Origin of the sequence: Nonomuraea sp. B12E4, from assembly GCF_039871825.1 — a bacterium.
Lineage (GTDB): Bacteria > Actinomycetota > Actinomycetes > Streptosporangiales > Streptosporangiaceae > Nonomuraea.
In genome coordinates this window covers 1-26858 of sequence record NZ_JBDPME010000056.1, presented here as the reverse complement: position 1 = coordinate 26858, position 26858 = coordinate 1, and the positions used below count along the sequence as shown (strand labels likewise).

Annotated in this window: 32 protein-coding genes and 3 pseudogenes; 19 read left to right on the top strand and 16 right to left on the bottom strand. The window is 67.5% G+C overall.

What is annotated here, in order from left to right; all coding sequences use genetic code 11:
* Window positions 1–122 precede the first annotated feature (122 nt).
* Window positions 123–437: an SDR family oxidoreductase gene (locus ABGB18_RS48280; RefSeq protein WP_347702461.1), complete on the bottom strand. Its 315-nt coding sequence runs from the start codon at window positions 435–437 to the stop codon at window positions 123–125.
* Between ABGB18_RS48280 and ABGB18_RS48275 the strand changes: the two are divergent.
* The 3 genes and pseudogenes from ABGB18_RS48275 to ABGB18_RS48265 all read left to right on the top strand — a co-directional run.
* Window positions 437–751, top strand: a pseudogene (locus tag ABGB18_RS48275) (hypothetical protein); the annotation flags it as partial. The gene ABGB18_RS48280 and the pseudogene ABGB18_RS48275 overlap by 1 nt on opposite strands.
* A gap of 325 nt (window positions 752–1076) precedes the next feature.
* Window positions 1077–1640, top strand: coding sequence for a DUF3887 domain-containing protein (locus ABGB18_RS48270; RefSeq protein ID WP_195897314.1), 564 nt, complete (start codon window positions 1077–1079; stop codon window positions 1638–1640).
* 53 nt (window positions 1641–1693) lie between these two features.
* Window positions 1694–2599, top strand: coding sequence for a CPBP family intramembrane glutamic endopeptidase (locus tag ABGB18_RS48265; protein WP_347702460.1), 906 nt, complete (start codon window positions 1694–1696; stop codon window positions 2597–2599).
* 276 nt (window positions 2600–2875) lie between these two features.
* On the opposite strand, the gene ABGB18_RS48260 is transcribed toward ABGB18_RS48265, so the two are convergent.
* Window positions 2876–3199, bottom strand: a complete 324-nt coding sequence (locus ABGB18_RS48260) for a hypothetical protein (RefSeq protein WP_347702456.1) — start codon at window positions 3197–3199, stop codon at window positions 2876–2878.
* Between the two features lie 186 nt (window positions 3200–3385).
* Window positions 3386–4048, bottom strand: a complete 663-nt coding sequence (locus ABGB18_RS48255; RefSeq protein WP_347702455.1) for a transcriptional regulator — start codon at window positions 4046–4048, stop codon at window positions 3386–3388.
* A gap of 261 nt (window positions 4049–4309) precedes the next feature.
* Between ABGB18_RS48255 and ABGB18_RS48250 the strand changes: the two genes are divergently transcribed.
* On the top strand, window positions 4310–5590 hold the full coding sequence (locus ABGB18_RS48250) for a M24 family metallopeptidase (protein ID WP_347702454.1): 1281 nt from the start codon (window positions 4310–4312) through the stop codon (window positions 5588–5590).
* Window positions 5591–5931: 341 nt separating this feature from the next.
* On the opposite strand, the gene ABGB18_RS48245 is transcribed toward ABGB18_RS48250, so the two are convergent.
* Window positions 5932–6822, bottom strand: coding sequence for a LysR family transcriptional regulator (locus ABGB18_RS48245; protein WP_347702453.1), 891 nt, complete (start codon window positions 6820–6822; stop codon window positions 5932–5934).
* A 72-nt stretch (window positions 6823–6894) separates the two neighbouring features.
* Here ABGB18_RS48245 and ABGB18_RS48240 point away from each other — a divergent pair, with 72 nt between their 5' ends.
* On the top strand, window positions 6895–7485 hold the full coding sequence (locus ABGB18_RS48240; RefSeq protein ID WP_347702452.1) for a short chain dehydrogenase: 591 nt from the start codon (window positions 6895–6897) through the stop codon (window positions 7483–7485).
* Between the two features lie 1013 nt (window positions 7486–8498).
* Here ABGB18_RS48240 and ABGB18_RS48235 read toward each other — a convergent pair.
* Window positions 8499–8954: a nuclear transport factor 2 family protein gene (locus tag ABGB18_RS48235; protein WP_347702451.1), complete on the bottom strand. Its 456-nt coding sequence runs from the start codon at window positions 8952–8954 to the stop codon at window positions 8499–8501.
* A gap of 24 nt (window positions 8955–8978) precedes the next feature.
* On the opposite strand from ABGB18_RS48235, the gene ABGB18_RS48230 reads away from it, so the two are divergent.
* The 3 genes from ABGB18_RS48230 to ABGB18_RS48220 all read left to right on the top strand — a co-directional run bounded on the left by ABGB18_RS48230 (window position 8979) and on the right by ABGB18_RS48220 (window position 11458).
* Window positions 8979–9587, top strand: coding sequence for a helix-turn-helix domain-containing protein (locus ABGB18_RS48230; RefSeq protein WP_347702450.1), 609 nt, complete (start codon window positions 8979–8981; stop codon window positions 9585–9587).
* Window positions 9588–9865: 278 nt separating this feature from the next.
* A complete protein-coding gene (locus tag ABGB18_RS48225) occupies window positions 9866–10198 on the top strand; it encodes a hypothetical protein (protein WP_347702449.1) in 333 nt (110 codons plus the stop codon).
* A 111-nt stretch (window positions 10199–10309) separates the two neighbouring features.
* Window positions 10310–11458, top strand: a complete 1149-nt coding sequence (locus ABGB18_RS48220) for an FAD-dependent monooxygenase (RefSeq protein WP_347702448.1) — start codon at window positions 10310–10312, stop codon at window positions 11456–11458.
* 115 nt (window positions 11459–11573) lie between these two features.
* On the opposite strand, the gene ABGB18_RS48215 is transcribed toward ABGB18_RS48220, so the two are convergent.
* Entirely contained in the window at window positions 11574–12575 is a 1002-nt protein-coding gene (locus ABGB18_RS48215) for a LysR family transcriptional regulator (protein ID WP_347702447.1), read from the bottom strand.
* On the opposite strand from ABGB18_RS48215, the gene ABGB18_RS48210 reads away from it, so the two are divergent.
* Both ABGB18_RS48210 and ABGB18_RS48205 read left to right on the top strand, forming a co-directional pair.
* The gene (locus ABGB18_RS48210; RefSeq protein WP_347702446.1) at window positions 12568–13317 is read left to right on the top strand and encodes an MBL fold metallo-hydrolase; all 750 of its coding nucleotides are present in this window, start codon (window positions 12568–12570) and stop codon (window positions 13315–13317) included. The genes ABGB18_RS48215 and ABGB18_RS48210 overlap by 8 nt on opposite strands.
* A gap of 153 nt (window positions 13318–13470) precedes the next feature.
* Complete coding sequence (locus ABGB18_RS48205) at window positions 13471–13869, top strand: spore-associated protein A (RefSeq protein WP_347702445.1); 399 nt, start codon at window positions 13471–13473, stop codon at window positions 13867–13869.
* A 441-nt stretch (window positions 13870–14310) separates the two neighbouring features.
* Here ABGB18_RS48205 and ABGB18_RS48200 read toward each other — a convergent pair whose 3' ends face one another.
* Window positions 14311–14838 carry a helix-turn-helix domain-containing protein gene (locus ABGB18_RS48200; RefSeq protein WP_347702444.1) on the bottom strand — a complete coding sequence of 176 codons (528 nt, stop codon included), beginning with the start codon at window positions 14836–14838 and terminating at the stop codon, window positions 14311–14313.
* Window positions 14828–15145, bottom strand: a complete 318-nt coding sequence (locus ABGB18_RS48195) for a hypothetical protein (protein WP_347702443.1) — start codon at window positions 15143–15145, stop codon at window positions 14828–14830. Before ABGB18_RS48195 ends, ABGB18_RS48200 begins: the two co-directional genes overlap by 11 nt.
* A gap of 229 nt (window positions 15146–15374) precedes the next feature.
* Between ABGB18_RS48195 and ABGB18_RS48190 the strand changes: the two genes are divergently transcribed.
* Window positions 15375–15728: a hypothetical protein gene (locus ABGB18_RS48190; protein WP_347702442.1), complete on the top strand. Its 354-nt coding sequence runs from the start codon at window positions 15375–15377 to the stop codon at window positions 15726–15728.
* A 213-nt stretch (window positions 15729–15941) separates the two neighbouring features.
* On the opposite strand, the gene ABGB18_RS48185 is transcribed toward ABGB18_RS48190, so the two are convergent.
* Window positions 15942–16610 (bottom strand): hypothetical protein, encoded by a 669-nt coding sequence (locus ABGB18_RS48185; protein ID WP_347702441.1) that lies wholly within the window; start codon window positions 16608–16610, stop codon window positions 15942–15944.
* Entirely contained in the window at window positions 16607–16960 is a 354-nt protein-coding gene (locus ABGB18_RS48180) for a transposase (RefSeq protein WP_347702440.1), read from the bottom strand. Before ABGB18_RS48180 ends, ABGB18_RS48185 begins: the two co-directional genes overlap by 4 nt.
* 71 nt (window positions 16961–17031) lie before the next feature.
* Between ABGB18_RS48180 and ABGB18_RS48175 the strand changes: the two genes are divergently transcribed.
* From ABGB18_RS48175 to ABGB18_RS48165, 3 genes are all read left to right on the top strand, one after another.
* On the top strand, window positions 17032–18039 hold the full coding sequence (locus tag ABGB18_RS48175; protein ID WP_347702459.1) for an IS110 family transposase: 1008 nt from the start codon (window positions 17032–17034) through the stop codon (window positions 18037–18039).
* Between the two features lie 370 nt (window positions 18040–18409).
* Window positions 18410–18637: an SDR family NAD(P)-dependent oxidoreductase gene (locus ABGB18_RS48170; protein ID WP_347702439.1), complete on the top strand. Its 228-nt coding sequence runs from the start codon at window positions 18410–18412 to the stop codon at window positions 18635–18637.
* A gap of 165 nt (window positions 18638–18802) precedes the next feature.
* On the top strand, window positions 18803–19228 hold the full coding sequence (locus ABGB18_RS48165; protein WP_347702438.1) for an ATP-binding protein: 426 nt from the start codon (window positions 18803–18805) through the stop codon (window positions 19226–19228).
* A gap of 282 nt (window positions 19229–19510) precedes the next feature.
* On the opposite strand, the gene ABGB18_RS48160 is transcribed toward ABGB18_RS48165, so the two are convergent.
* Together ABGB18_RS48160 and ABGB18_RS48155 are read right to left on the bottom strand one after the other, a co-directional pair.
* A complete protein-coding gene (locus ABGB18_RS48160; RefSeq protein WP_347702458.1) occupies window positions 19511–19810 on the bottom strand; it encodes an STAS domain-containing protein in 300 nt (99 codons plus the stop codon).
* 245 nt (window positions 19811–20055) lie between these two features.
* Window positions 20056–20312, bottom strand: a pseudogene (locus tag ABGB18_RS48155) (MerR family transcriptional regulator).
* 668 nt (window positions 20313–20980) lie between these two features.
* Between ABGB18_RS48155 and ABGB18_RS48150 the strand changes: the two are divergent.
* From ABGB18_RS48150 to ABGB18_RS48135, 4 genes are all read left to right on the top strand, one after another.
* Window positions 20981–21349 carry an STAS domain-containing protein gene (locus ABGB18_RS48150; protein WP_347702437.1) on the top strand — a complete coding sequence of 123 codons (369 nt, stop codon included), beginning with the start codon at window positions 20981–20983 and terminating at the stop codon, window positions 21347–21349.
* 147 nt (window positions 21350–21496) lie between these two features.
* A complete protein-coding gene (locus tag ABGB18_RS48145) occupies window positions 21497–21772 on the top strand; it encodes a hypothetical protein (RefSeq protein ID WP_347702436.1) in 276 nt (91 codons plus the stop codon).
* A gap of 562 nt (window positions 21773–22334) precedes the next feature.
* Entirely contained in the window at window positions 22335–22541 is a 207-nt protein-coding gene (locus ABGB18_RS48140; RefSeq protein ID WP_020545593.1) for a cold-shock protein, read from the top strand.
* 356 nt (window positions 22542–22897) lie between these two features.
* Window positions 22898–24325 (top strand): DEAD/DEAH box helicase, encoded by a 1428-nt coding sequence (locus tag ABGB18_RS48135; RefSeq protein ID WP_347702435.1) that lies wholly within the window; start codon window positions 22898–22900, stop codon window positions 24323–24325.
* Window positions 24326–24433: 108 nt separating this feature from the next.
* On the opposite strand, the gene ABGB18_RS48130 is transcribed toward ABGB18_RS48135, so the two are convergent.
* The 4 genes and pseudogenes from ABGB18_RS48130 to ABGB18_RS48115 form a co-directional block, all read right to left on the bottom strand.
* Entirely contained in the window at window positions 24434–24682 is a 249-nt protein-coding gene (locus ABGB18_RS48130) for a hypothetical protein (protein ID WP_347702434.1), read from the bottom strand.
* Between the two features lie 10 nt (window positions 24683–24692).
* Window positions 24693–25430 (bottom strand): transposase, encoded by a 738-nt coding sequence (locus ABGB18_RS48125; RefSeq protein ID WP_347702457.1) that lies wholly within the window; start codon window positions 25428–25430, stop codon window positions 24693–24695.
* 259 nt (window positions 25431–25689) lie between these two features.
* Complete coding sequence (locus tag ABGB18_RS48120; protein ID WP_347702433.1) at window positions 25690–26139, bottom strand: hypothetical protein; 450 nt, start codon at window positions 26137–26139, stop codon at window positions 25690–25692.
* 40 nt (window positions 26140–26179) lie between these two features.
* Window positions 26180–26350: pseudogene (locus ABGB18_RS48115) on the bottom strand (IS3 family transposase); the annotation flags it as partial.
* Window positions 26351–26536: 186 nt separating this feature from the next.
* Between ABGB18_RS48115 and ABGB18_RS48110 the strand changes: the two are divergent.
* On the top strand, window positions 26537–26858 hold a 322-nt coding region (locus ABGB18_RS48110), incomplete at its 3' end, for a hypothetical protein (protein WP_347702432.1).

The window sequence follows — 26858 nt, the reverse complement described above, 5'->3', positions numbered from 1 at the left end:
GGTCCGCGCGGGTCACAGCCCCGACACACTCAGCGCGTTCAGGCATTCACATACCGTGGCACCCATCGGCGAGCTCCCGCAGGAGAATCTATGAGACCAGACCGCGATCTAGCGGAGTAGTACTAGCGGAGGGTCAGGCCGCCGTCCACCTTGAGCACGGTGCCCGTTGTCCATGACGCCTGGTCGGAGGCGAGATACACGGCGGCGTTCGCGACCTCCTCCATGCGGCCGATGCGGCCCATGGGGTAGGCGCTCTCCACGTAGCGTTCGTACGCTGTGCGCTGCCCGGAGGTCATCCGGCCGAGGAACTCGCGGTCGAAGGTAGGGGTCGCGATCGAGCCGGGGGCGATGGCGTTGACCCGTACCCCGAGAGGGCCCAACTCGTTGGCGAGGGCGCGGGTGAGAGACTCGACGGCCCCTCTCCGGCGATTCGGCAGCGGCCGGAGGAACCTTCGCCGAGCAGCGGGCCCGGATCCGCGACCTCGTCCGCCGTATCGGCGAACGGGCCCAGGAAGCGGGAGCCATGCATCCCGATGCGCGATGGCAGGACCTGCCGTTCCTCGCCGGCTCGCTCGCGGCGGCGTCCTCATCCTGCCTCGGCATCGACGCCGACCCGGGACTGGCAGGCCGCATGCTCGGTACGGTGCTGGCCGGCCTCCGCCCAGGAGCCACCGCATCGACCGACCACTCGGGTGAAGTCCCGACTGCACCCGCCGCCTACGCCGCGATGCCCCCACCCCGAGATGACTGACTCCAGATCATTCATACCCCGGCGGTAGCGGTGGTGCCTCGATCGATCCTTCAGGTCCTCGCCGGTTGCGGCGCGCCCCTGATGCCGCCCGAAGTAACGTTCGCTGTCGCAGCAGGCCGGCAAACGCTGTCAATGTCACCGATGGAACCATGCCCCGGACCGGGGCATCGCAAGGTCAAAGCACTGAGCTGCGAAAACGCTGGCTAGCGTTCGATTCCAGCCGGATGGTCCAAGCAATCCCTCTTGACGCACAGCCGACTTGTAAAGATATGCTTTACAAGTGCAAGAAAACTTGACGGAAGCGCTGCGGGCCTTGAAAGCGCGTATGGAGGCGTTCCTCGCCGCACGTGTTCTGACGAGGAGCGACGACTGGGCCGACTCGATAGGGCGCGCCGTGAGCATGCAGGCGGCCGCCGATGACGTCGTGCGTGCTGTCGTGCAGCAGGCGCGACAGCACGGCGCTACGTGGCAGGTCATCGGTGATGCGCTCGGCGTGAGCCGGCAGGCGGCGTTTCAGCGCTATGGCAAACCGATCGATCCAAGAACAGGTGAACCAATGAACACCACGCCGCTACCCGGCGTCGCCGAACTGGCCGCCTCGGTGATCGAGGACCTCGCATCCGGGCAATGGACGCGTGTCACCGAGCAGTTCGATCCGAGCATGCGCGATGGCTTGTCGGAGGATGCGCTCGCGGCCGCGTGGGCGCAGATCGTCGGCCTGTCGGGAGCTTTCGAGGGGCTTGGAGAGCCTGAGATCACCCGGGCCGGCGACCTGACGATCACGAACACGCCGCTCTCGTTGGAGGCGGGAGACTACACGGCACGGATCGCGTTCCGCGACGACCGCACCATCGCCGGTCTGCACATCCTCGAAAGGCAGACGTCGTGACCATCGAATCTCCGGGCGGATCGAAGACGGCCACGACCCGAGGCGGACGCCGCATGAGCAGCCGTGATCTGCGATCCATCGGCGTGTTCACCACCTTGGCGTTCGGGCTCGCCTGGCTTCTCGCGCTTCCGCTCTGGTTCGGTGACGGACTCGCCAGTTCCTGGTTCACCGTCGTGGCCGCCGCCACGATGATGACTCCCGCGATCGCCGCCCTTCTCGTCGTGTTCTTCGTGGAGCGGCCGCAGCAGAAGGTGTGGACGCTCGGGCTGTGGCCGTTGCGACCGGTCCGGAGACTGCTCGGCTACGGGGCGGTGGGGATCATCGTGTCCATCGCGCTCGTCCTGGTGGCGCTCCCGGTCGGTGCGCTGCTGGGTGTCTTTCCGGCCGATTTTGTGAACTTCTCCGCGTTCAAGCAGGTTCTCGACGAGCAAGCGGGCGCCGCGGGAGTGGCCGAAGTCCCGATACCGATCGGCGCGCTCATCGCCATCCAGTTCGCCGCACTCCCTTTGGCGGCGTTCATCAACCTCATCCCGGCGCTGGGGGAGGAACTCGGGTGGCGAGGGTGGCTGCTGCCGAAACTGATGCCGCTCGGTACACTCCCAGCCCTCCTGATCTCGGGCGTGATCTGGGGCCTTTGGCACGCTCCGCTCATCCTCCTCGGGTACAACTACCCGGATGCGCCGGGCTGGCTAGGCGTGACTGCGATGGTCGGCATGTGCATCCTGGTCGGCGCGGTCTTCGGTTGGCTGCGGCTCCGATCGGGGTCCGTGTGGCCCGCGGCCCTCGCGCATGCCGCGTTCAATGGGGCGGGCGGGACCTACCTCCTGTTCGCCAAGGCCGGCGAGCACGTCGACACCACACAGGCGACGATCCTCGGCTGGAGTGGGTGGATCGTGCCGCTCGCGCTCGTCGTGATCCTGATCGCCACGGGACAGTTCGCTTCCGCGAAGCGCCCATGACCGTGAAGCTCGTCTCACTGAAACCACAGGCTGACCAGGAAACCCTGATTCGGCTCTGAACGGCGGTGGCGGGGTGCTGTTCGTGCACGGTCTGGGCGGGGTGGGCAAGACGGCACTGCTGCAGCGTTTCGCTCAGCACGCGGTCGCGGCGGGACGTCCGGTGACGATGCTGGACGGGCGCACGCTGGACCCGTCTCCGCTTTCGTTCGAGGCCGTGGCAGGGCGTGCGCTGACCGACGAGCGTGTGGTGCTGCTCATCGACGCCTTCGAACAGATTCAGGGCTTGGAGAGCTGGCTGCGTGGACGGTTCTTGCCGCGCCTCCCGGACGGCGCCGTGGTCGTGCTGGCCGGGCGCATCCCGCCGAACCTGGTGTGGCAGGCCGATCCAGGCTGGGCCGACACTCTGCGGCTCATCGCGCTGCACAACCTGGCCCCGGTGGACTCCGCGGCCCTACTGCGAGCCCCGACGCCGACCAGGCAGGTCAGGGCGGTGACGACCAGGGACAGCAGTGTGACCAGCGCCAGGATCCCCGTGCCCATGCCGCCGACGAGGTGTTCGAGCGAGTCAAGGGTGACGCGGCACGAGCGAGCAAGTCCCACCGGCCCAGCCGGCGCCGCAGGGCCCGGCCGCCACCAGTCGCCATCGGTGCCTCCTCGGCCGTTCACGGGCCGTTTGCGGATCATCACCGGAGATGCAGCAGGCTATATCGGGCCTGCCTCTTTGTCAGTTTCCGTTTAAGAGGACTACACGCGGGCGACACTTCTCGACCAGCCGAACGTTCGTGGTCACCGCACCAGCGGCTCACGCCCATCCGTTCGGTGCAGCTGATCGCGCAGCATGGCGAGGGCCGAGGCCTCGCGCGTGCCGGCGGCTGCCGAGTAGACGATCATCGACTGGTCGGTGTCCGGCAGCAGCAGGGTGTCACAGTCCAGGACGAGAGGCCCGAACTCAGGGTGGTCGATCGTCTTGTGCATCGTTCGCCGCACCGTCGAGCGTCCTTCCTCCCACATGCTCCGGAATCGCCCGCTGCCGGCGAGCAGCTGATCGATCAGCGATCGCAGGCTCGGGTCGTGCGGGTAACGGGAGAGTGCGGTGCGCAGCGACCCGACAGCCTGCTGGGCCGTCGCCTCGTCCTCCTCGGGGGAGAGTGCAACGTGAGCGCGGCCGGTGCCGAGGAACCGTTGCCAGATGATGTTGCGCTGCCGCTCGGGCCAGCGATTCAAGTCACTGAGGAGCGCGCCGGCCATCGGGGTATGCGCCAGCACATCGCTCTTGGCCGACAGCACGAGGGTCGGCAGGTCGGCCAGCCGTTGGAGCAGACGCAACACGCTCGCCCGGATCGACATCTCGACCCGGCCTGCGAGCGGCGGGGCGCTGCCGGCGAGGCGGAAGACCTGGTCGCGTTCGTGGGTCTCGAGCCGGAGCGCCTGGGTCAGAGCCGTCAGCACCTGGGGGGACGGCTGCGGCCCGCGGCCCTGCTCGAGGCGGACGACGTAGTCGACGCTACGCCACCGACCTCAACGGCCACCAGGGCACCCAGACGGTCGGCGAAGGCACCGACGCCATCATCGAGCTGGCGACCACCTCACCCGGACAGACCGGGCAGTACCGCGACCGCGACGGCGCCCTGCCGTGGTGAGGCGCGCCCAGATTCCTCCAGGCCGCAAGGGCGTCACGTCCGTCTACCTGGGTCCCTTGAGGAGAACGACATGAGTGATGAAGTGGTACCGACTTTCTCGCTGGCCGAGCGCGATCGCCGATGGGACTTGGCGCGCGCTTTCATGGAAGGCGAAGGCCTCGACGCGCTGCTCGTCTTCGGCGAGCACGAGGATGCCGGCCCGGCGCCGTTCGCCTACGACATGTGGTTCACCAACGCCAGGGCCGGGACGACAGTGATCTTTCCGCGAGACGGCGACCCGATCTCGCTGTTCCCCATGGAGATGTTCGCGAGGGACCACCTGGAGTCCACACGCAGAGGCGACATCATGTGGATCCCGCCGCAGAACATCCGATCGCCGCGCGACTCCCGCGCGATCGCTGACACGCTCAATCAACTGGGTCTGGTCAAGGCAACTGTCGGCGTCGTCGGCCTGGAAGGCTATCCACCGTGGCACCCCGAGGGGATCGTGCCCTACCGGCTCTGGAACACCCTCCTGCAGGAGTTCCCCGGCATCGAGTTCACGCCGGTGGCCATGGCGCTGTCCCGGCTCATCATGCCGCTGAGCGCCGAAGAGATCGCTGCCGTACGCCACTCGGCGAGCATCGGCGACGCCATGGCACGGGCCATGGTCGGCACCGCCGCTGCCGGTGTTCCCGAGAGCGAGGTGTACGCAGCGGGAATGTCCGCAGGATACGCGCGCGGAACCGTTCCCGCGGCCATGCACTTCTGGTCGGGCCCCGACCCGCTCGCCTCAGGCTTGCCGCCGTGGGGCTACCGCCCGCAGGCCCCCCGCATCCTGCGCGACGGCGACCTCATCTCCGCGGAGGTGTTCTGCAACTTCGGCGGACGCCACACACAGCACCAGGTCACGATCACCATCGGTGAGCCGCACAATGACTTGCTGCGCGCCGCCCACGTCGCTCGCGCCGCCTACGACGCGGGCCTGCGAGCGCTGCGCCCCGGACGGACGTTCGGCGAGGTCGTCGACGCCATGCGCAAGCCGCTGGACGCGGCTGACGGCTGGGAGTTCGGCCCATCCCTCCACGCGCTCAATCCTGCGATCGCGCTCAGCGGCTTCCCCGCGGACGCCGGGCGCAGGATCGCCGGCGCCGAGGCCTACCCTCCCGAGGCCGACCATCCGACCATCAACGGCGGCATGGAACTCCAGCCCGGAATGACCTTCGCCTTTGAGCCCAACTACGTCTTCGGACGACACCTGGCCTACATCGGCGGCACCGTCATCGTCGGCGAAGACGAACCGATCGAGATCAACCCCTTCACAGCGAAAATCCTTCGAGCGGCAGGAACGCCCACCCGCCCACCAAGGTGATCCGTCCCAGCCAGCCCGCAGAGGAAGGGCGGCAAAGGGAAACTCCGATGGCGTGGGGGCCCTCCCCTGGCTCTGGTCCGCCCGGTGACACCCGGTGCGGCTCCCGGATCTTCTTCGCTCCCGAAGACCTCAGCCGCAGCAGGGCCGGAGGGCACGGGCCGCACTGTCGCCGGTGCTGGCCGAGCAGACCAACGTGACCCTACGGGCGACCATGAACCCACAGAAGAGTGGCCGCCCGAGACGCGCCCGCCGGCCAGACCCTGAGGCGCATTGCCTTCCCTCCACGCTGGACAGTTCCCTGTGTCCAGCCCGCGAGGACGCGCGGCCACGTTGTCGGTGAGTCATCCATCTGTTGGTGCGGAGAGGGTGAACGCTGTCTGGAGGGCGGCGGAGACGGCCGGGTGGGACTGGGTCCCGGCGCGGATCACGACCTCGATCGTGCGACCCTTGCCGGGCAGCGGGATCAACGCGACACCGGGATGGAGCGGGCGGCACATCATCATCGGCAGGATCGTGACTCCCAGCCCGGCCGCGACCAGTGCCAGAGCGGCACGCAGGTTGCGGTAGCTGTGCTCGATGGCCGGCGTGAAACCAGCGCTCTGGCAGGCGTGGACGGTCACGTCGCGGCACGCGCTGGGCGGGGGCGGGGTGATCCACCGGTGGTCCCTGAGTGCGGTGAGCCCGTCGATGGCGCGCAGTTCCTCCGGTACGGCCAGCACGAGCGGGTCGTCGAACAGCTTGTAGGCGAGCAGGCCCTTCGACAGCGGCGTGCCGAGATGGGCGTACCGGTAGGTCAGCGTGAGGTCGAGGTCGCGCTGTCTGAGCAGGGGCAGCGACTCTTCTGGCTCCGCCTCGACGATGCGGGGCCGCAGCCGGGGATGCGCATCCGCCAGCGCGGCGGCCAGCGGCGCCGCGAGCGTCTCGAGGCCGCTGGGCACGCAGCCGATCACCACCTCGCCCCCGACCTCGCTGTCGAACGCGCGCACGACGCCGCGCGCCTCCTCCAGCGCCGCTATCACCTGTTCCGATTGAGTGGCCAGAGCGGTGCCCGCGGCGGTGAGCCGCACGGAGCGGCCCTCGCGGCGCAGGAGAGCGGCGCCCGCTTCGGCCTCGAGAGCGCGCAGTTGCTGGGAGACAGCGGACGGTGTGATGCCGTGCACGTCGGCGACAGCGGTGACGGTGCCGTACTCCGCCAGGTCTCTGAGCAGGACCAGGCGTTTCACATCGAGCATGAGTACATCTTAAAAGCATCAGTAGTACAGGTAGCTGGACTTCACGATAGCTCGGCGGCCAAGCTGGTTCGCATGAGAATTCTGCTGGTGGGCGCGACGGGAACTTTGGGCGGGAGCGTCCTGGAGGTCCTGCGCGAACGGGGATATGACGTCGTCACGGCGTCACGCAAGGGCTCGGACGTGGTGGTGGACATCACCGAACCAGGGTCGATCCAGGCGATGTACGAACGGGTGGGCACGGTGAGCGCTCTCGCCTCGTGCGCCGGCGGCGTGCCATGGCTGCCGTTCGGCGAGCTCCGCCACCAGGACGTGCTGGACGGGATCGCCGGCAAGGTCGTCAGCCAGGTGGAGTTGGTACGCCAGGGCCTCGCCTGGGTGACCGGCTCGTTCACGCTGATCACCGGCGTGCTAGCCAGGGATCCGCTGCGTACAGGGGCCGTGGCCGCTCTGGCCAACGGGGCCGTCGAGGCGTTCGTGCGGGCCGCCGCCATCGAGGTGACGCAGCGCGTCAACGCGGTGAGTCCGACCATCTTCACGGAATCCGTCGAGCTGTACGGTGACCTGTTCGCCGGCTTCGAACCCGTCCCCGTACGGCGGGCTGCCAGCGCCTATGTCCGCTCCATCGAGGGCCACCAGACCGGCCGCATCTACGAGATCGGCTGAGGCGCCCCCTGCTCGACAGTCAAGAGGAAAGGAAGCATCACCGCCGGGCATTGGAGTTTCACGCACGAAGCCCACGCGTGGCACCGCCGGGCGCTGGCGATCTACAGAGAGCTTGGTGCCTCAGGCGGTGTGGGCACGGCATTGGACGATCTCGCCCTCGTTTCTGCCGGCCAGGGCGACTAACAGGCCGGGCAGGCCTACGGAGTGGAGTGAACGGATCATCGCACTGCGTAGAACCGAACCCTGGCGGACAGGATTTCAGGAGGAGCCGTGAGAAGAGCAGCAAAGTGGGCTCTTCGTGGAGAAGGAGAACCAACTGGACACACCCCTGTTCGCCCGCACGCCGCTGTACTACCGGATGCTCTGCGCGCTGATCAGAAAGGTTCCATCGATGAGAGAGCGGCTGGATACTCCGCTACCAATTCTGACAGCGTCCGCATGGCTCGCGACGAGGGCATGTTCGCCGAGCGCCTCGCATCCGGCCACGGTGAAACGGTCCAGGTCGTGCCGTTCCGCTGCCGAAGGGTGAGAGCGGCTCAGCCTTCATCGCCCGCTTGGCCTCCAGGCCGGGCTCGTCGACGGCGAAGATTGATCCTGCCTCGACGGTGCCGAAAGGTCGGTGTCGAGTTCCTTGTTCGCCTTGTTTGTTTCACTTCGACGAAGGAGGCGACCCTGCCGCGCCGCCTCTTCGCTGGTCACCGCCGGGCGGCGGACGTCCTCTGCCCTGGCCGCGGGCCCGACGGACGGCTCGGCCACGGGGGAAGCGAGCGTCCCGGCCTCCGCTGAGCACGCGCAGAGGGCAACCTCGGTACTCAGCATGTCTGCGGCGATCATGATATGTACCGTCTTCACTTGGTACCGCGCAGTGGCTTGATCTCTCCTCACAATGTTCCAGGGTCGTGCAGGGTGCCGAACAGGTCGATCAGCGCGATGCCGGCGATGAGCGGCACCGTCCGTCATCGGCGGCCCTTCGAGGTGTGCGGGCGCCGCCGGCCGCTCAGGAGAGGCAGCACCTACCTGCCCAGGGTTCGTCCGGAAAACGGCGGGAGACCGGAGCGCCACCAGCGTGGCCAGGCGGTCGGGCGCGCGGCGATGGCCGCGGCGAGCGGAAGCGGGTTCAGATACGAGCGGCGCGCTGTGACCAGGCCGTTGCCATCGAGTGTCAGCCGGTCTATTGCGCGCACGCTCAACGACCGCCCGCCGATCGTGCCGGTGAGTTCGACATCGATATAGAGGGTGTCGTCGTCTCCCGCCCACCCGTGAACGACGCCGGCCAGGTCGGGAATGAGCGCCAGCAGTTGAGCGACGCCGCGATGCCAGACGGACCGGCCGTGGCCGCTCTCGAGAAAGGGCTGCTCCAAGTGCACGTCGGGGGCGAGTAGCTCGTCCCAGGCGTGTGGGTGGGGCTTGCGCCAGCCGCACGCGAACGCGTCCACCACGCGCGAACGCGTGGTATCGCTGATACTCATAGTATCAAAGGTACAGTTGGTCACATGGATGCGCCACCTCAGAGGCTCGCCTACGTCGAGCAGACGCGGCGATCGCTTCTGGACTCGGCCGAGCGCCTGTTCATCGCGGACGGGTACCACGCGACGTCGCTCGACGCGATCGCCGAGGCGGCGCGGTTCACCAAGGGTGCGGTCTACCGGCACTTCGCCAGCAAGGAGGCCGTCTTCATCGCCGTGCTGGAACGGGTGCAGCGCGATGCCGTCGAGCAGGTCGCACGTGGTGCCTCCGAAACGGCGCCGAGCTGGTCGAACGCCATGGCGGCCGTGGGCGCCTATCTCGATCTGATCACCTCCCGGCGGTTCCGCCGGATCCTGCTGGAGGAGGCCCCGGGAGTCCTGGGCTGGGCCCGTTGGAGAGTGCTCGACGAACAGGCCACCGGCCTGGTGGTACGCCAGATGGTGCAGCGGCTCGTCGATGGCGGAGTCATCGCGCCCGCCCCCGATCTGGCGACGGTCGGCAGGCTCATCTGCGCCATGGTCGCCGAGGCCGCCCTGGGGCTGGCCACCGCCGAGGATGTGCAGACCCAGCGCCGCACCGCTCTGGCCTGCATCGAGCAACTGCTTTCAGGCCTGCGTCAACCTCTTCAGGATTGACGAAGCCATCGACTAGGGGCCTGTAGAGAAGTAACACGCTGAGTTGCGCTTGGGCACGGGCGTGATCGTGTAGTCGGCCTGTTCGAGCAGGGGCCGGATCTGGCGAATGGCCATTCATCCAGATGCGGAAGGACCGCCTCGAACTTCACTGCCAGCATCATCTCTGTCTCCGCCGCCACACCCATACCACAGCAACGATCGACATCCCCGAAGGCTACGGCCGTTCATCGTCTGCTTCGCCTCACCATGGTTCGGGAGTTCGGATGTACAGCCTGCCGATGCTGCCGAGTCGGCAAGCCGAGGCCATGGCCTGGCCTACATCCGCGATCCCGATCGGCATCGCGGTAGGATCGGCCGCCGCCGGGCAGATCGTCGACATGGCGCGCGCGTGCGGGGGATACGCCTGCGCCGCCGCAGCCATGCTCGCCTGCCAGTTCGGGCTCACCTGGCTGACCGTCCCCAGCTCGGTCCCCTCCCTGGCCGTGTTGATCACGGCCATGAGAAAGGGCGAGCAGCCTCCGTGGATCGTGCCGGATGAATTGTGGGCGCGGATCGAGCCGTTGCTGCCACCATCCGGCCGACCCCAGCGCCAGGGGCGGTGTTCCCCCTGATGGACCTCCGTCACACGGTCGGCTTTGCCGAGCCCGCATCATGTCTCGATCTACGTCGTGTGTACTGTCTTACCTCCGGGCCTAACGGGAAGCTTCACCAAGGGGAGCGGTATGGCGGTTAGCGCGATCGTTGTGGGTGCCGGTATCGGTGGGCTGGCCGCGGCGGTGGGGTTGCGACGGATCGGGTGGGACGTGACGGTGCTGGAGCAGGCACCGGCCATCGGGGAGGTCGGTGCCGGACTGTCCCTGTGGCCGAACGCCGTCCGGTGCCTCGACGTGCTCGGCGTCGGTGACGCGGTTCGCGCGCACGCCGTTCCCGCGGTGTCGCGCGGCGGGATCCGGCTGCCGTCGGGCACGTGGCTGCGCCGCGCCAGGGCCGACGACATCCGGGTGCTGATGGTGCACCGGGCGGACCTGCACCGGGTCCTGCTCGACGCGCTGCCACCGGCGTGGCTCCGCGTGGACGCGACGGTCACCGGAGTGGACGAGCGGGCCGACGGCGTCACGGTCACCTTTCAGACCGCGGGCGGCGAGCAACAGGAGAGCGCTGACCTGCTGATCAGCGCCGATGGCGTGGATTCGACGGTACGGCGGCTGTGCTGGCCCGCCGCTCCCACGCCCCGCTTCGGGCACCGTACCGTCTGGCGGGCCATCACCGAACCCGGCCGCGCCCCCGCCGGCGAGAGCCTCACCATGGGACGGGGCCTGCAGTTCGGGATGCTCCCGCTGCCCGGCGAGCGTGTGTACTGGTTCCTCACCGCCGAGGCCACCGTCCCAGGGCTGCGTTACGATGACGAACTCCAGGAGGTGCGCCGCAGGCTGGCGGGATGGCACGACCCGATTCCCGCCCTCCTGGCCGCCACCCGGCCCGAGAACCTGCTGCATCATGACATCGTCGAACTCGGGCCGGTGTCCGGCTATCGGCGCGGGCGTGTGGTGCTGCTGGGCGACGCCGCGCACGCGCAGCCGCCCGATCTCGGCCAGGGCGCCTGCCAGGCCCTGGAGGATGCCGTCGTCCTCACCGCGGCCCTGGCCGGACAGGCTGGACTGCCGGCCGCACTGGACTGGTACGACCAGCAGCGACGCCCCCGTACCCAGACCATGGTCCGGGCGGCGCTACGCCAGGCGGCGTTCAACGAGCGCCACTACCGGCTGGTCACCCTTGCCGCCAGGTTTACCCCGCCAACGGCCTGGCGCCGCCGTGTCGCGAAGTGGACAGAGTGGGTACCGCCGACGTGGAACGCCGATTGCCGGAGCTAGGCGCGGGGCCACCGGGGCGGACAGGTCGGAGCTGAGGAAAGCGGGTGTCGAGCCCGCAGAGCGCCGAGGGCGGCGCTTTCGGCGCTGCGCCTGCAGAAATTCGCGTACCCGCCGGTCAGTGCAAGGGCGTCAGATCGGTCTCCGGGATCCATACCCGCGGATCGGATGGCGTAGGGAGCGCGGGCGCAGGCAGTCGTCTCAGCAGCGTCCGAAGGTGGGGCCGCGGATTGCGCCGGTGCCAGACCACCGACCAGGGCATCAGCGGCACCGGGTCGGCGATCGGGATGCGGCGCAGGCGGCTCCCGGCCGTGTCGATGCTCATCTCGCCCAGCCCCACCGCCGACTTCTCCATCAGGTATTGCTCCACGAGGTGTCGCTGACCGATAGCCGGAGCGTTGAACCGCAACGGTACCTCGAACCGGATGGCCAGCCGCTCCAGGTAGCCGCGCCACTCCACCGCACCCGCCGGGTCCGGCATCGCGATGCCCGCCTCGCGCAGGTCGGCCGGCCGTAGCACGCTCTTGCCCGCCAACCGGTGATCGTCGGGCACGAACGCGGCCAGCGGCTCCAGATGCACGAGCCGGTATGCCAGTTCGGCAGGCCAGGTTCCTGGCGTTTCGTGTACTCGCCCGAACGCGGCGTCGATCTCCTGGCGTCGCAAGGGCGGCAACGCCGGCGACAGTCCCTGCCGCATGCTCAGCTCGATCCGTATCTGGGGGTCGAGTTCACTCACCTGGCGTACGATCCGCAGCGGCGTGAATCGCTCGTCGTAAACATCCACCCGTAGCGGTTCATCCGCTGCCCGACCCATCCGCACCGCCCGGTCGAACGCGGACACCGCCTCGACGGCGTGGGGCAGCAACCGCCGCCCCACGGCCGTCAACCCCACGGTGCGAGTGGTCCGCTCGAACAGCGGCGCCGCCAACACCTCCTCCAACTGGCGGATCCGTTTCGACAACGCCTGCTGGCTGATGAACAGTCGCTCGCTTGCCCGCCCGAAGTGCAACTCCTCAGCGGTGACGACGAACGCGCGCATGCCTTCGATGTTTGCCTCCACGCCGCGAGCGTGGATTACCAACCGCTGGTTGTCAATCCGGCTCCGATCGCTGTTGGACATCGCCCTCCTGCTGAGTGTTGACTGGCTCCCGCTGAAGGGGAATTTTTATATGAAAACGGTAGAAATACGTCCAGAGCTGCATCTGCTCCTGCTCGATTTCGGCCAGGCATATCTGTGGAACGACGCGGGCGCTCTCACTCTCGTCGACACCGGAATCGCCACGTCCGGTGGCGAAATCGCGGCCGCTGTCGCGGTTCTGGGCTTTCGCCAAAGCGACCTCAAGCGCGTGGTGCTCACCCATTTTCACGAGGATCACTGTGGTGGGGCGGCCGAGATCAGCGGATGGGGGGACATCATCGTGATGGCCCACCGGCTGGAAGCGCCGGTGATCCGTGGCGAACAGTCCGCTCCTCCTCCGCTCTTCACGGACGAGGAGCGTGCCCTGCATCGCGAGCTCGGCGCCCATTTGCTACCGCCCGCACCTCCCTGCCGCGTGGACCGCGAGCTGGAGGACGGCGACACGATCGATTTCGGCGGCGGCGCGCGGGTGATCCACACTCCCGGCCACACCGATGGCAGCATCGCTCTCCACCTGCCCCACGCCGGCGTGCTCTTCACCGGAGACACCGTCACGCACGCCGCCGGGCAGGTCATGCCCGGTGTGTTCAATGTCGACCGGACGGAGATGCTCCGCTCCGTTCGCAGCCTCGCGGAAGTCGACGCGTCCCTGGCCTGCGTCGGCCACGGCGACCCCATTCCCGACGCCCACGCCACCCTCGCCACGATGGCGGCTGCGCTGTGATGGCGATGGTCATGGCAGGCTCGCATCCACGGTTGTTGCCCAGCGGAGTGATCTCGGCCACGCATGAATCGTGAAGGCCACCGAGGACAGGTTCGAGCGGTAAATGCTTCCGCAACCCCGAACAATGATCAACTAATTGTCAGGAGCATTTCTGTGCGTAAATACAGGCAGGCAGCCGCGCTGACGATTGCCACCGTGGCCGCGATCGCGGGCACCGTCACGATGAGCAGCCCGGCGATGGCGGCGTCGACCCCGATCGGAGCCTGCGGTGGCGGCTCCTATCATCAGATCGACAGTCACGACCTGGGCGCGGCCACCATCTATCTGCTCTACAACGGCACCACCAACTGCGTGGTCACGTGGAAGGACAGCCCGAACAGCACGTATGTCCTGGCCCTCATCAGCAACGGCCTGGACGGCTGGAGGTACGACGACGGGGACTACTCGACGTACGCGGGTCCGGTAAAGGTGAATGGTGCAGGACAGTGCATCAAGTGGGGCGGGGCGTATGGCAGCACCCGGTATGACTCTCCCTGGGAGCACTGCGGCTGATCGGTTCTCGCAGGTGGGGACGGTCCCCGCGGGCAGTACCCCCTGTGGGACTTGCTGGTTAACCTCCGGGGTGTCGGCTGGTTCGTGACTTGATGGCTTATGCTCTTGCTCATGCCCGTGGGAGCAGCCGTCGTCATTGCCCGGCTGCGGGATGGTTAGAGGTGGCCATTCGATGCAGCCGATGCCGTGGCCGGAGTCGGCGCCTGAGGTCGCCGCGGCGATCCGGGCCACCTTACCGGGGCAAGCGGCAGGTGCCGTTGCCGGTGCGGGTGCGTGAGGATTTGGGCGAGGTGTTCGCCGATGAGGCGTTCGCGGGCGCATTCGGGCAAGGAGGGCAGGCCGGGCTGGTCACCGGGACGGCTGGCGTTGATCACGGTGTCGCAGCGGGTGGGCGGTGAGTGTGTCCCGCTCGAAAATTGTGTTACGTGTCCTGAGCTGCGGTTAAGCAGCGTGGTGGTATTCGTTGGTCATGCCTGTGACGACGGGTTTTCGGCGAACGGTCCGCAGATCGTTGAGGTCGCGCAGCCCGGCGACTCGGTCGGCCAGATCCATCGCCAGGTTGCGGGCCTGCTGCACCGTCCACGCTCCGGTCGGGTGCGCGGTCACTCCGGCCAGGTGCAGTTTCCGGGTGCCGTGCTCGATGAAGACCAGCACGTACAGCCGTTTGAGCAGCACGGTTTCGACCACCAGGAAATCGCACGCGATGATCGCGTGGGCGTGCGCGGTCAGGTACTGCCGCCAGGTCGGGCCGGCTCGGCGGGGCGCGGGATCGATACCGGCGGCGTGGAGGATCTCCCACACCGTGGAGGCCGCGATCGCGTTGCCCAGGCGCGCCAACTCGCCTTGGATTCTCCGGTGGCGCCAGGTCGGGTTCTCCCTGGCCATCCGAACGATCAGTGCCCTGACCGACTGGTGGGTGCAGGGCCGGCCGGGGCGTCGCCTGTCGGTGGAGGTCCATTTACGTGCCACGAAATCGCGATGCCAGCGCAGGATCGTCGCTGGGATTGACAGGGAACACCTCCGCCCACCGGCGGCGGTGGATCAGTCGCGACAACGCTGCAAGCCAGAGCCGGTCGACGCGACCCCACCGCGGCTGACCGCCGAGCTGACGGCGGAGCACCTGGTTCTCATGACGGAGCACCAGCAGCTCAACATCCTTGGACAGATCAGAGCGGACCAGCACGGTCAGCAGGCCGAACAGGCTTCTCACCAACCGGTAGACAAGCGACAAGAGCACCTCGCGATGGTCGCAGTGCCCGTCCTGATCACGCAGCAAAACCCCAGCTCACAGCACGAAACCGTATTTCCGAGCGGGACGCGCAGTGGGGCTGCTTGTCAGGACCTTACGCAGGTGCCGCTCGCCATGGATGAGCAGGTGGCCGAGGCACTCACGGCCCGCGTCCCTGAAGTCTGGTTGAGGATGGTACGGCGTTCCTCGGTCGGTCGTGTGGAAGGCGCGGGCGGCTGGCGATACCGTGGGGTGCGCAACAGGTTGGAGGTCACCGGTGTCCACGCCGCACTACGATGGCGAGGCGCTGGTTCCTCGTCCACCGCTGACAACGGCTGCTCTGCGGGCTGCGGTGGCTCAGATAGCGCCCGCCTACCTTGGCCAGTTCGTCGACCATCTCGACCAGGCAACCGAGCAGGCCGCGCGGCAAAGCACCGTGGCGCCGTTGCAAGGGTTCCTGGCTCAATGGGGCGAGTTCGTCGCGATCCACCGCCATCCCGCCAGAGCCGCGCGCATGCAAGAGCTAGAGCGGCAGGTGGCGGAGGCCACGGATCGGGAGACGTTGAAAGCGGTCATGGCGGACATCAGAGAACTCACCGACGCCGCGCGCCGTGACGCCGTCGGTGAGTGACGCCTGGACTTGGGAGTACGACCCGGACGACGAGCATGTTGCTGCAGGGCTGCCCACCATGGTCATCGCGGAGGTGGAGCGGCTCGCTGGACAACTTGCGATCCTTGGTCGGGACGCGGCCGGCGCCGGCCGAGGGCCCTGCACGGGGGAGGGCTACGAACGCTTGATCTGTTCGGTGGGCGGGGTTTCCTCCACTTCATCGTCGCCGATCACCTACGCCTTGTGCTCATCGTACGTATCACCTGGCTGGATGAGTGAAAGGGGAGTCCGGACGCCTGGCACGTGAGGACAGCAGGACGACCTCGGCCTCGGTACGGTCTCCCGGTAGGCGCGGTAGTCGGTCTGCCAGGCGCGGACCCGGTCCTCTGTCCACACCAGCGGTCTGGGCCGGGTCTTGGCCGGCATCTCCAGCACGGCGGCGGGGTTGAAGTCGATCAGCCGGTCTTGACGCATCGCCATGTTCAACGCGTGCCGCAGGGTGGCGTGGATGTTGTGCATCGTCGTGACGCTGATCGGCCGCCGGTATTTGACGCTCTCCCGTATCTGCGGGTCGGGGTCGGTGCGGCGTTCGGCGATGGCGTCGTTGAACTCCTCGATCTGTTCGAACATCAAGGCGATGTCGCTGACCTTGAGCTGATCCAGTCGCAGCCGCCCGAGATAAGGCGTGAGGTAGAGGCGGATGTGGCCCTCGTAGGAGCGGCGGGTGGTCTCCTCGATCTTGCGCTTGCGGTTGAGGAATTCGGTCAGCCATTGTTCGACGGTGATCTCCTGGGTGAGGTGCTGCCCGGTCTTGATCTTGCGTCGGATCGTTTCCGCGTTCGGGAGAGTGTCGGTCTCGGCCAGCGTCCGTTTGATCAGGTCGGCGATCTGGAAGCGGCTCACCAGGTCATCTCGGAGGCGAAAAACTTCGTCGCCTTGCGCAGGATGTCGCGCTCCATCGCCAGCGTGGCGTTCTCCTTGCGCGCGGCCTTCAAGTCCGCTTCCAGCGCGTCGATGCGCTCTTGCATCTGTTCGGGGGTGGCCCTGCGGCCCGGGGTAGTGCTGGTCACGCTCTTCCTGGTGCTGGTCGTGCCGGTGGTGGCGCCGCGCGCGTCGGCTCGGACCCAGTTGCTCAGTGTGTCGGAGTGAACTCCCAGGTCACGCGCGGCCTGCGCGATGGTCAGGTCTGGGTCGGAGTGGTACAGAGCGACAGCGTCGGCCTTGAACTCCGGCGTGTAGACCTTCATCACCATATGTGGTCACCCTTCCAAGCCCCTCATGGGGGCTGGTCAGAGGTGTCCACCAGACGGGGTGAAGTGCCAAGCTGACCGGGCGGGGGTTGCTGCGGCCCTCGTTCGTACCGCCGGCCGAGATCCGGGTGTTGCGTGGCTACACCCGGCTGCGTACGGACCTGACCCGGGAACGGACCCGGTACTGGTCACGGCTGGAGAAGCTGCTGGAGGACTCACTGATCAAGGTGTCGGCGGTGGCCGGCAGCCTGGACACCGCCTCGGCGCGGGACATGATCGAGGCGTTGATCTCCGGGCAGCGCGATCCGCGGGTGCTGGCCGAGCTGGCGCGCGGTCGGATGCGGGCCAAGAACGCCGCGCTGGTGGAGGCGCTGAGGGGCAGCTTCGACGACCACCACGCCGAGCTGGCGCGGCTGCTGCTGGACCAGATCGACACCTTGAGCGGACAGATCGACAAGCTGACGGCCCGGATCGAACAACTGCTGGCCGACCTGCCCGGCGGCGGGAACGACGCGCACGAGGCAGGCCAGGGTGGGGCCGGGTGTGACTGCGCCGCGGCGGACTGCGCGCATCGCCAGGTCGCGCAGATCGTTGGCTCAGCGGTGGAGCGCCTGGATGAGATTCCCGGCATCGGCTTACTCGCCGCCCAGGTGATCATCGCGGAGGTGGGCAAGGACATGACCCGGTTCCCGACCGCCGATCACCTCGTCTCGTGGGCCAAACTCTCGCCCCGGACCCTCCAATCAGGCGCCAAGAACAGCGCGGGCAAGGTCGGCAAGGGAAACCCGTACCTGAAAGGCGTCCTCGGTCAGGCCGCCGCGGTGGCCGCCCGTACCGACACCTTCCTCGGCGAACGCTACCGCCGCATCGTCAAACGCCGCGGCAAGCTCCGCGCCCTGGTCGCGGTCGCCCGCTCGCTACTGGTGATCGTCTGGCATCTGCTCGCCGACCCGCATGCGACGTTCCGCGACCTGGGATCGGACTACTACCTCAACCGGCTGGACACCGGCAAGAAGATCCGCAACCACGTCCGCCGGCTCGAAGCCCTCGGACTCACCGTCACGCTGACCCAAGCCGCCTGACCCATACCGATCACACCGACCCCGACGCTCCATCCTGCGCCGGGGTTCGCTGCCGCGCACAGACACAGGTTGGTATTTTCCGGTCAGGCAATCCGGTCATCGCAGGTCGGAGGCACCTTTCTCTATTAACGATCTTCAGGACGCAATTCTGGCCGAATTGCTGAGGTCAGCCCAGCCGGGCGCGACTCGCGCGAGTATCGCGGCACCAGCGCCCATGACCAGGATGCCGACTATATGCATGGCCGCGCCGACCGGTGCCTCAAGCGTGGCTCGCGTGGTGCTGCCATGCGGCCGAGCATATCACTTGACGGAACGAATGGTTTCGTCAATGCTTTGTCGAAACCGATGGTTCCCCTAGGGTGAGGACGACATGGATCTGCACTTGCGCGGCAAGCGGGCACTCATCACCGGAGCGTCGCGGGGCATCGGCGCCGCGATCGTCGAAGTCCTCGCCGAGGAGGGCTGCGATCTCGACCTGGTCGCGCGCAGCGGCCCGGAGCTCGACCAGCTGGCCACCTGGCTCAAGGCCGCGCACGGGGTGGACGCCGCGGCCACACCATCCCAGCGAATCTACGAATGTAATACCGGAGACCGCTGACGGCGGCCTCGCACACCCCCCGTCTTTCCTGCTCATTCGAGCTGTGCTGCAGGCCCCTGGATGAGAATTGCATGAGCATTCAATGAGCATTTCCGGCGGTGCGCTCCCGCGGACTTATGCGGCTGCTAGCCGAGGCGATCTACAGGCATGAGAAGGGCAACTTGGATGACCGGGCAGTTGCAGATTTGTGAAAGCCATCGTGACCTTTCTGAGAGGCTCGCCGACCATCTGGCCGAGTGGGCCGGACGTACCGGTGTCACCGTCGAGATTTGGGCACTCCCTGAAAGGGCCGTTCCTGAGCACATAGGCCGGGCCGTGTTCACCTGTATCGTCGAGGCGCTGCATAATGTTGAGCTGCACAGTGCGGCCGACACGGTTTCTGTGGCGGTCACCACGGGCCGATCCCACCTGCGATTTACAGTGAGTGACAGCGGTAAAGGATTCGCGGACGCGGCTGTGGGGCGGGGAATCTCCGCGATGCGTACTCTAATGGTCACCGCCGGGGGCTCGTTCTCCATCAATGGCACGCCCGGAGCCGGCACTACTGTCAGCGGATTGGTTTCGCTGCCCATTTGTTCCATGACCAATTAACTGTTGTCACCTTGTGTGATTGCAAGATCGGCCACTCCGGGCCCTGCTGGCCCGCAGGATGATGGAGCGCTTGTTCATTGTGGGAGGCGGGCCATGGCGCCAGGCGCGCTGTGTGGCCGCGGCCGGGCGCCGGTGCGGTTCACTCGGTGAAGGAGGTGTCGGCACGTGAGGTTCTCCCGGCGCCTCCATGTGCTCTCCGGGAGATCTTGACCGCCCTAAACCCATCGCCGCCCGGGGCGCGGCCCTGAGCGAGCCTGGTCGGAACGGCCCGGGGACGGACAGTCAGCCCGCTTCCTGTGGCTTGGGTGATGGTGCGGTCGGTGTTGCGGTCACAGTCTGGATGGCCTGCTCGAGCGATGGCGCTACCTGGAAGACGGTGCGCGGGCCGGTGATCGACAAGATGCGTTCCAGCCTGGCCGGCAGCCGCGTCAGCACCAGGCCGGCCTGCTGCCGACGGCTCTGCTCCAGCAGCAGTACCAGGACGCCGACGCCCATGGAGTCGCCGAAGGTAACGTCGCTCAGGTCCACCACCAGCACGCTGGACGGGGCGACCTCCCAGGGATCTTTGACCTGGCGGTGCAGCAGGCTGGCGAATTGCTAGTCGAGTTCGCCGGCCGCGCGCGCCACGATGTAGTCCTCTTGCACGGCGATGGAGACGGTGAAGCGCTCGGCGAAACGGTGGTCCTCGGTCACGGGACGTCTTTCCTGGAGAAGGGACGGTCAGCTTCGACGGCCGGCGCCGCGCGGACCTTGCCGTCACGGGCTGTGGTGGGCTGCCGGGCGTGGCCGGTCCTGAGCCCCCAGGTGCGGCCGGGGGCCGGGAGCGGTCAGTGGCGCTGGCGGAGTTCTTCGTTGATGCGCAGCGCCTCGGCGAGCTGGTCTTCCAGGATGATGATGCGGCAGGCCGCCTCCAGCGGGGTGCCGGCATCAGCGAGTTCGCGGGCGCGGGCGGCCAGGCGCAGTTGGTATCGGGAGAAGCGGCGGTGACCGCCCTCGCTGCGTAGCGGCTCGATCAGCTTGGCGGCGCCGAGGCTGCGCAGGAACGCCGGGGTGACGCCGAGCATCTCGAGGCGGCCCGGCCCATGCTGTAGGCGGGGTAGTCCTCATCGTCGAGCCGCTGCCCGAGGCTACTGGCCGCCTCGGCTGGCTGGCCGGCCGGGTGAGCGCCGGTTGGGTGGGGCTGCTCCCGCCTGGAGATGGTGGTCAATGCCTGAGGTGTTCGATCCATGCAACCTTCCGAATGCAGACAGGGGCCCCGGCGCCATGATGCGCCGGGGCCCGCATGAGGTTTAACACCATCGACCGGCCTGCTGGCCGGTCCACTTGTTCCGCATCTGGCCGCTTGGGGCGGGATGCGGGGATTCGGCTTCGTGCTACGGCAGCGCGTCCATCACCCGGGCCCTGTTCAACTGCGCTGGCCCCGGCAATCCGACCTTCTGCCTTCACTTCGTTCTGTACTCCTGCGTCCACGTCCGTCCGGGCAGTTCATCGTAGTGCTCGTCATGCGCTGCCCTCGTGGATCCGTCTCTTGCGATGTAAGAAACTCTAGCCACCCTCCGCACGAATGTCTACTGTTGCGACTACAGATTTCCTTGGGCGTGTCAGGTAGGAAGTTGCCCTCCCGCCACATGATCGACGTGAGAAGCGGACAGAGCCGGGGGCGAGGCGATGGCGATGAGCGAGCACGACCAGGGTCAAGATGGAAGCCAAGATCGAGGGCGCGATCAGGGGCGGGGAGATGGGCTGGCGATCGTGGTGTGGCATTCGGCGGTGTGCCCGGTGATGGGCCTGCGGGGTGAGCTGCGCACCACGACGGCCGCCGGCTTCACCCGGGAGGCGGACCACGTCCTGGTCGGCCGGCCCGCCGCGGTGATGGTGGATCTGTCACGGCTGGCGTTCTGCGACTTCGAGGGCGCGGGCGCGCTGATCGGCGCGGAGCGGCGGGTGCGCGAGCTCGGCGGCCGACTGGTGCTGGCCGGGGTGCAGGGTCGGTGCGCGCGGCTGCTGCACCGGACCGGCCTGGATCGGATCTTCCGGCTGCTTCCCGACCCGGCGGTGACCGGCGGGGCAGGCCCGCCGGGCGCCGTGACGAGAGGCTCTGCGCAGCTGGTCGCCGGGTAGACCCCGGCCAGGCCAAGGATCATGACAGGCGCGGCAAAGGTCACTTGGCTGGCGGCAGTCCCTACCGGCCCCGGCGCGGGACGAATCTAGACTCGGCTCGATGAACCCAACGAAAACCCCGCCACGGCTCCCCATGGAGCGACCCCGGTGATCACTTTCATCATCTTCGGCATCGCGGCCGTCACAGCCCTGGAGATCGCGCTCTGCCTGGTCCTGCTCGGCCTGGCCGCCGCCGAGTTCGCCTCTTTCCTGCGTCATCACCCGCGCGGCGCTGGCGGCGGGCTACGCCAGCTGGCCGCCGGCGCGCGGCACATCTGGCCCGCCGCCAAGAACGCCGCCAAGAACGCCGCCAAGAACGCCGCCAAGAACGCCGCCAAAAACGCCGCCAAGAGCGCCGTGGCGGGGCGCTGGGTGGCGCGCTAACCAGCGCCGGGGCTGCTCCGGCTGGAAGGTTCGTCCGTCCTGGCCGGTGCCGCCTGGTAACGCGGGTGCAGGCGCTACGCGCTTAGCTGATCCTCGACCGGCGAGCGGCCCGCTGCCGCCGGGTACCGCGCCGACCTGCTGGTCTGCTCGGTCGTACAGGCAGGCCGCGCTGGCCGGGACACTTGCGGGCCCGGAACCGTAAGCCTTTCCCAGCCTGAATGGCGGCCTCTTCGATGAGCTGCAGGACGAGGAGATTGCCTGGCCGAACGGGGTGGCGCGGTGCGGGCAACAGCGCAGTTGAACCTGGAACCTGCGGGTCAAGGCGGCAATGGCGCGCGGATGATGCCGACGTTGGCGGGGGCATGCGCAGCACGGCCACACGTGTGCTAGACTGGGCTCAGTTGCAGTTGTGGTACCCATAAAGACTTGTGTGCACCTGACGGTATGTAGCCTCAGGTGCATTTTTTGTTCTCCGGTCATCTCCGGGTGTGTGGTCCTATCGCGGCGACGCGGAATCCGTTCGATGCGGATTTCGGCTTTGCACCAATCAAAGGAGATCAACATGGCTTCTGGCACCGTGAAGTGGTTCAACGCGGAAAAGGGCTTCGGCTTCATCGAGCAGGATGGCGGCGGCGCCGACGTCTTCGCGCACTACTCCAACATCGTCGCCAACGGCGGCTACCGTGAGCTGCGCGAGGGCCAGAAGGTGGCCTTCGACGTCACGCAGGGCCAGAAGGGCCCGCAGGCCGAGAACATCGTTCCCGCCTGACACTGACGCACCACGTAGCCGGGGCCCGCGCCGCAGGGCGCGGCCCCGGCGCGTTGCTTTTGTGGCATCCATCGTGCCGTGATGGCCTCACAACCCGAGAAGCACAGCGTGTCTGTTCTTCCGCCGCACACCGGATGCACCACCGATGGCTCGGGTTCGGGCATAGGCCCGCTCCAGTCCTACGGCGCGGCATCACCGCCGCGTTCTTCCCGGCGAAAGCCGACCATTTCGACGTACGAGCCCAGGCGGTTTTCTGCCGGTTCGACTCGTCTTTCCTTCGGCTCGTGCTCGCTGTTCTTGTGCCGCTCATCGCACCGAGGATCACCTGACACGTGCCGCATCGAGGAAGGTTCTGCATGAACCACGCAACTCGCGCGCACGATCGCAACTCTTCGCCCCGTACGGGCGGCTCCGCCCGAAGCAGGGGCGGCCGATTCGGCTCTCCGGCCAAGGGCCGTTCAGGCCCCTCCAGCCGGTCCGGCAACGGGCGGCGTCCCGCCGCGCTCCAGGGAGAGTTCGCGCTGCCGGTCACCGTCACCCCGGCCCTGCCGGCAGCCGCGACATTCGCTGAGCTGAGCATGCCGCCCGCAGTGCTGAAGGTGCTCACCGGCCTGGGCTTGAACGAACCGTTCCCGATCCAGGCGGCCACGCTGCCGAACTCCCTGGCCGGCCGGGACGTCCTGGGGCGGGGGCGCACCGGGTCGGGCAAGACACTCGCCTTCGGCCTGGCCCTGCTCGTCCGCACCTCCGGACAGCGGGCACAATCGCGGCGACCGCTTGCCCTGATCCTCGTCCCCACCAGGGAACTGGCCCAGCAGGTCACCGATGCGCTCACACCGTACGCCCAAGCGCTGAAGCTGCGGCTGGCCACGGTCGTCGGCGGCATGTCGATCGGCCGCCAGGCCCAGACGCTGCGCAACGGTGCGGAGGTCGTCGTTGCGACCCCGGGACGGCTCAGGGATCTCATCGAGCGTGGCGACTGCCGCCTGGACCAGGTCGGCATCACCGTGCTGGATGAGGCCGACCAGATGGCCGACATGGGCTTCATGCCGCAGATCACCCACCTGCTGGACCAGGTGCGCCCAGATGGCCAGCGGATGCTGTTCTCCGCCACTTTGGACCGCAACGTCGATCTGCTGGTCCGCCGCTATCTGAGCGACCCGGTGGTTCATTCGGTCGACCCTTCGGCGGGCGCGGTCACCACGATGGAGCACCACGTGCTGCACATCCAGGGCGCCGACAAGCAGGCCACCACTGTGGAGATCGCTGCTCGCGACGGTCGGGTGATCATGTTCCTGGACACCAAGCACGCTGTGGACCGGCTCACCGAACAACTGTTGAACAGCGGAGTGCGCGCCGCCGCGCTGCACGGAGGCAAGTCCCAGCCCCAGCGCACCCGCACCCTCGCCCAGTTCAAGAGCGGCCACGTCACGGCGCTGGTGGCGACCAACGTCGCGGCCCGCGGCATCCACGTCGACAACCTGGACCTCGTCGTCAACGTCGACCCGCCGAGCGACCACAAGGACTACCTGCATCGCGGCGGCCGCACCGCCCGCGCCGGCGAGTCCGGCAGCGTCGTCACCCTGGTGCTGCCCAATCAGCGCCGTGACATGACCCGCTTGATGGCCGACGCTGGTATCGTCCCGCAGACCAGCGAGGTCCGTTCAGGCGAGGCCGAGCTGAGGCGTATCACGGGCGCCCAGGCTCCCTCAGGCATCCCCGTGACCATCACCGCACCGGTTGCCAGTCGTCGGTCGGGACGGAACGGCAGACGATTCCGGTAGCAGCGGATGGGGGCTCGCCGCCGGGCGGCCCGGAGGAGTCGCACCTCCGGGCTCCCACAGAACGGAGCGTCACGATCTCTCGTCACTCCGCTCGTCTCATCCAGTCCGTCAGAACTCGGTCATGTAGGCCCAGTGGGCGAACAGGGTCGGCTGCCGTTGCAGGAGCCCGGTCCACCACTGTTGGGCCTTCTTGAACGACCGCAGCCGTTTGAACTTCCGTCGCGCCCAGCGCACCAGGTAGGTGTTGATGCGCTTGAGGAATGTGACGGTCAGGAACTTCTCCAGGTGGGCGGCCAGCCTGATCCAGGCTGGCGGCCATGAGATCTGGCTCTGGCACAAAGATCGTGATGTGATCACGTTGAGTGAGTTACGCTAGCAAGATTCGCTTGCGTAGCGGGTCGAGGTTGGCGCGGCCGAACATCTGGCGCTTGAGGGCCTTGACCCGGCAGACGTTGCCCTCGACGGCGCCGGAGCTGTGTGGGAGGGTGAGCCCGGCCAGGACGGCGGCGTGGTCTCGGCGGATGCCGTGGGCGAAGGCGTGCAGGTGGGACAGGTCGTCCTCCTCGACGGCGGTCAGCCAGTCCTCAAGTTGGTCGCCGTGGCGGCCGGTGAGCATCTCGGCGAACGCGGTGACGTGGGTGCTGAGTTGTTCCAGGGCGGGGCTGCGCGTCTTGACCTGGGCGAGATTGGCGCTGTCGTCCTCGGAGAGGTGGTCGGGGTGGCTGGTGATCCACCGGGTGACCTCGCGAACTTTGGGCGGTGGGGGCGGGAGCTGCGGCCGGGTGATCCCCGCGCGTAAGGGCTGCAGGTAGCGGCGAACGGAGCGGGAACTGCCCTGGTAGCCCTGGGCTACGATCTCGGCGTGCAACACTGCGCCGTCATGTATGACCTGGTTCCAGCGTTGCAGCAGGTAGGAGGCGAACCGCTCGATCTGCTTGAGGGAGGCGCGGGGGCCGGCGAAGGCTTGATTGGCGGTGGTGGCACGGCGGAACTTGCGCACCGTCTTGTCCGACAGCCCCAAGATCTTGCAGATCTCGGTGTGTGTCTTGCCCTGCGCGAGCAGGTCGTGGATGGCGGCGTGCCGCTCACGGGTGCGGACCGCGATGCGAGATTCCGGCAGACTGTCCGGGGCGGGCGGCGCCAGGTCTGTTCCGGGGTCATGTGCGGTCGGGGTGTCGTCGTCCGGGCTGGGCTCGCGCAGGTCCGCTCGGTGGATGCGGACCGTGGCCTCGACCGCGTCGCACAGGTTCTTCCACAGAGTACTGGTGGGCCGCTGACGAGGTGCCTGCTGAGCAGGTCCTTCTTCAGCGACCCCCAGCCCGAACGACGCATGCGACTTATCACCGCACGTCGCTCTGCAGTGACTACTCCGTGAGTGCTGGGACAGGGTTCGTGCCGTGGATGTCCGCGTGACAGTTTCCGCAGACCACGAGGGTCTTGCGGTGACGCGCGGCCATGAGATCTGCCCACGGCGGCCGCTGTCCCGCTCGTCCGAGGTCGGCGAGTCTGGCGACGTGGTGGACCTCCACCTGGTCGACATGCCCGCATGACTCGCACCGTCCGGCCAGGAGCCGGGTGACCAGCTCCTTGCGCTTGATGTTGACCGGGGGCAGCCGACGGTCGGTGATGACCGTCTTCTTGTCCTGTCTCAGCGGGATCCCGCCGAACCGTCCGACCAGTGGTTTCCTGCCGACGCGTTCGACGCGGGCCTCGAAGCACTTGCGCAGCCCGTGCGGTGTGGCGATGGCGGCCGCGTACTTGCGGGCCATCTTCGACACCGTCGAGCGGTGCTTGTTGGCCAGCGTCATCAGCATCGAGGTCAGCCGGAGGGTGCAATTCCCTCCGGCTCCCCGACCAACTCCATACTTCGTTGGGATCGCGGGCGACCAAGTGCGGCTTCTCCAACGGTTCATGACGGGCCTGGGCGCGCCGTTCGCGAACCTGGCCGCCGGCCCGCGGCAGGCGGTACATCGTGGAGACCGAGGCCAGGTAGGTGCCACGATCCAGCAGCGCCGCCCATACCTGCCGAGCTCGGCCACCTCCGCCTTCAACGCGGTGTTCTCGGCCATGAGCGCGCGCGTCAGAGCAATCAGCTCCTCGCGGGACAGCTCCTCCAGGCCGGACACCTGAAGATCACATCATCCGGGCCCGATTTGATCAAAGTGACGGACGGTCACGCAACCGCTCAAACTGCTACATCCTGTGCATGACGTGAATGCTTACGATCGCATTCATTCGGGGTATCCGGACACCGCTCTTAACGATGCGGATTCCGGCATCGACCAGCGCGGCGTCGAAGGCTGCGGCGAACTTGGTGTCCTGGTCCTGTATCAGGAACCTGGCGGTGCTGCGGTGGCGACCGGCTTGGGTCACCCGGTGCCCGGTGGGATGCGGGGTGACGCCGAGGTGGACCGCCCCGGGAATCTTGGAGGCTACGATTCCTGCGAACTTGCGAATGACATAGCAGATTCCTGCGCCTTAAAGAAGGCGCCTTCGTACTCCTTCGGCGGAATATTTCCACAGAACGAGTGGA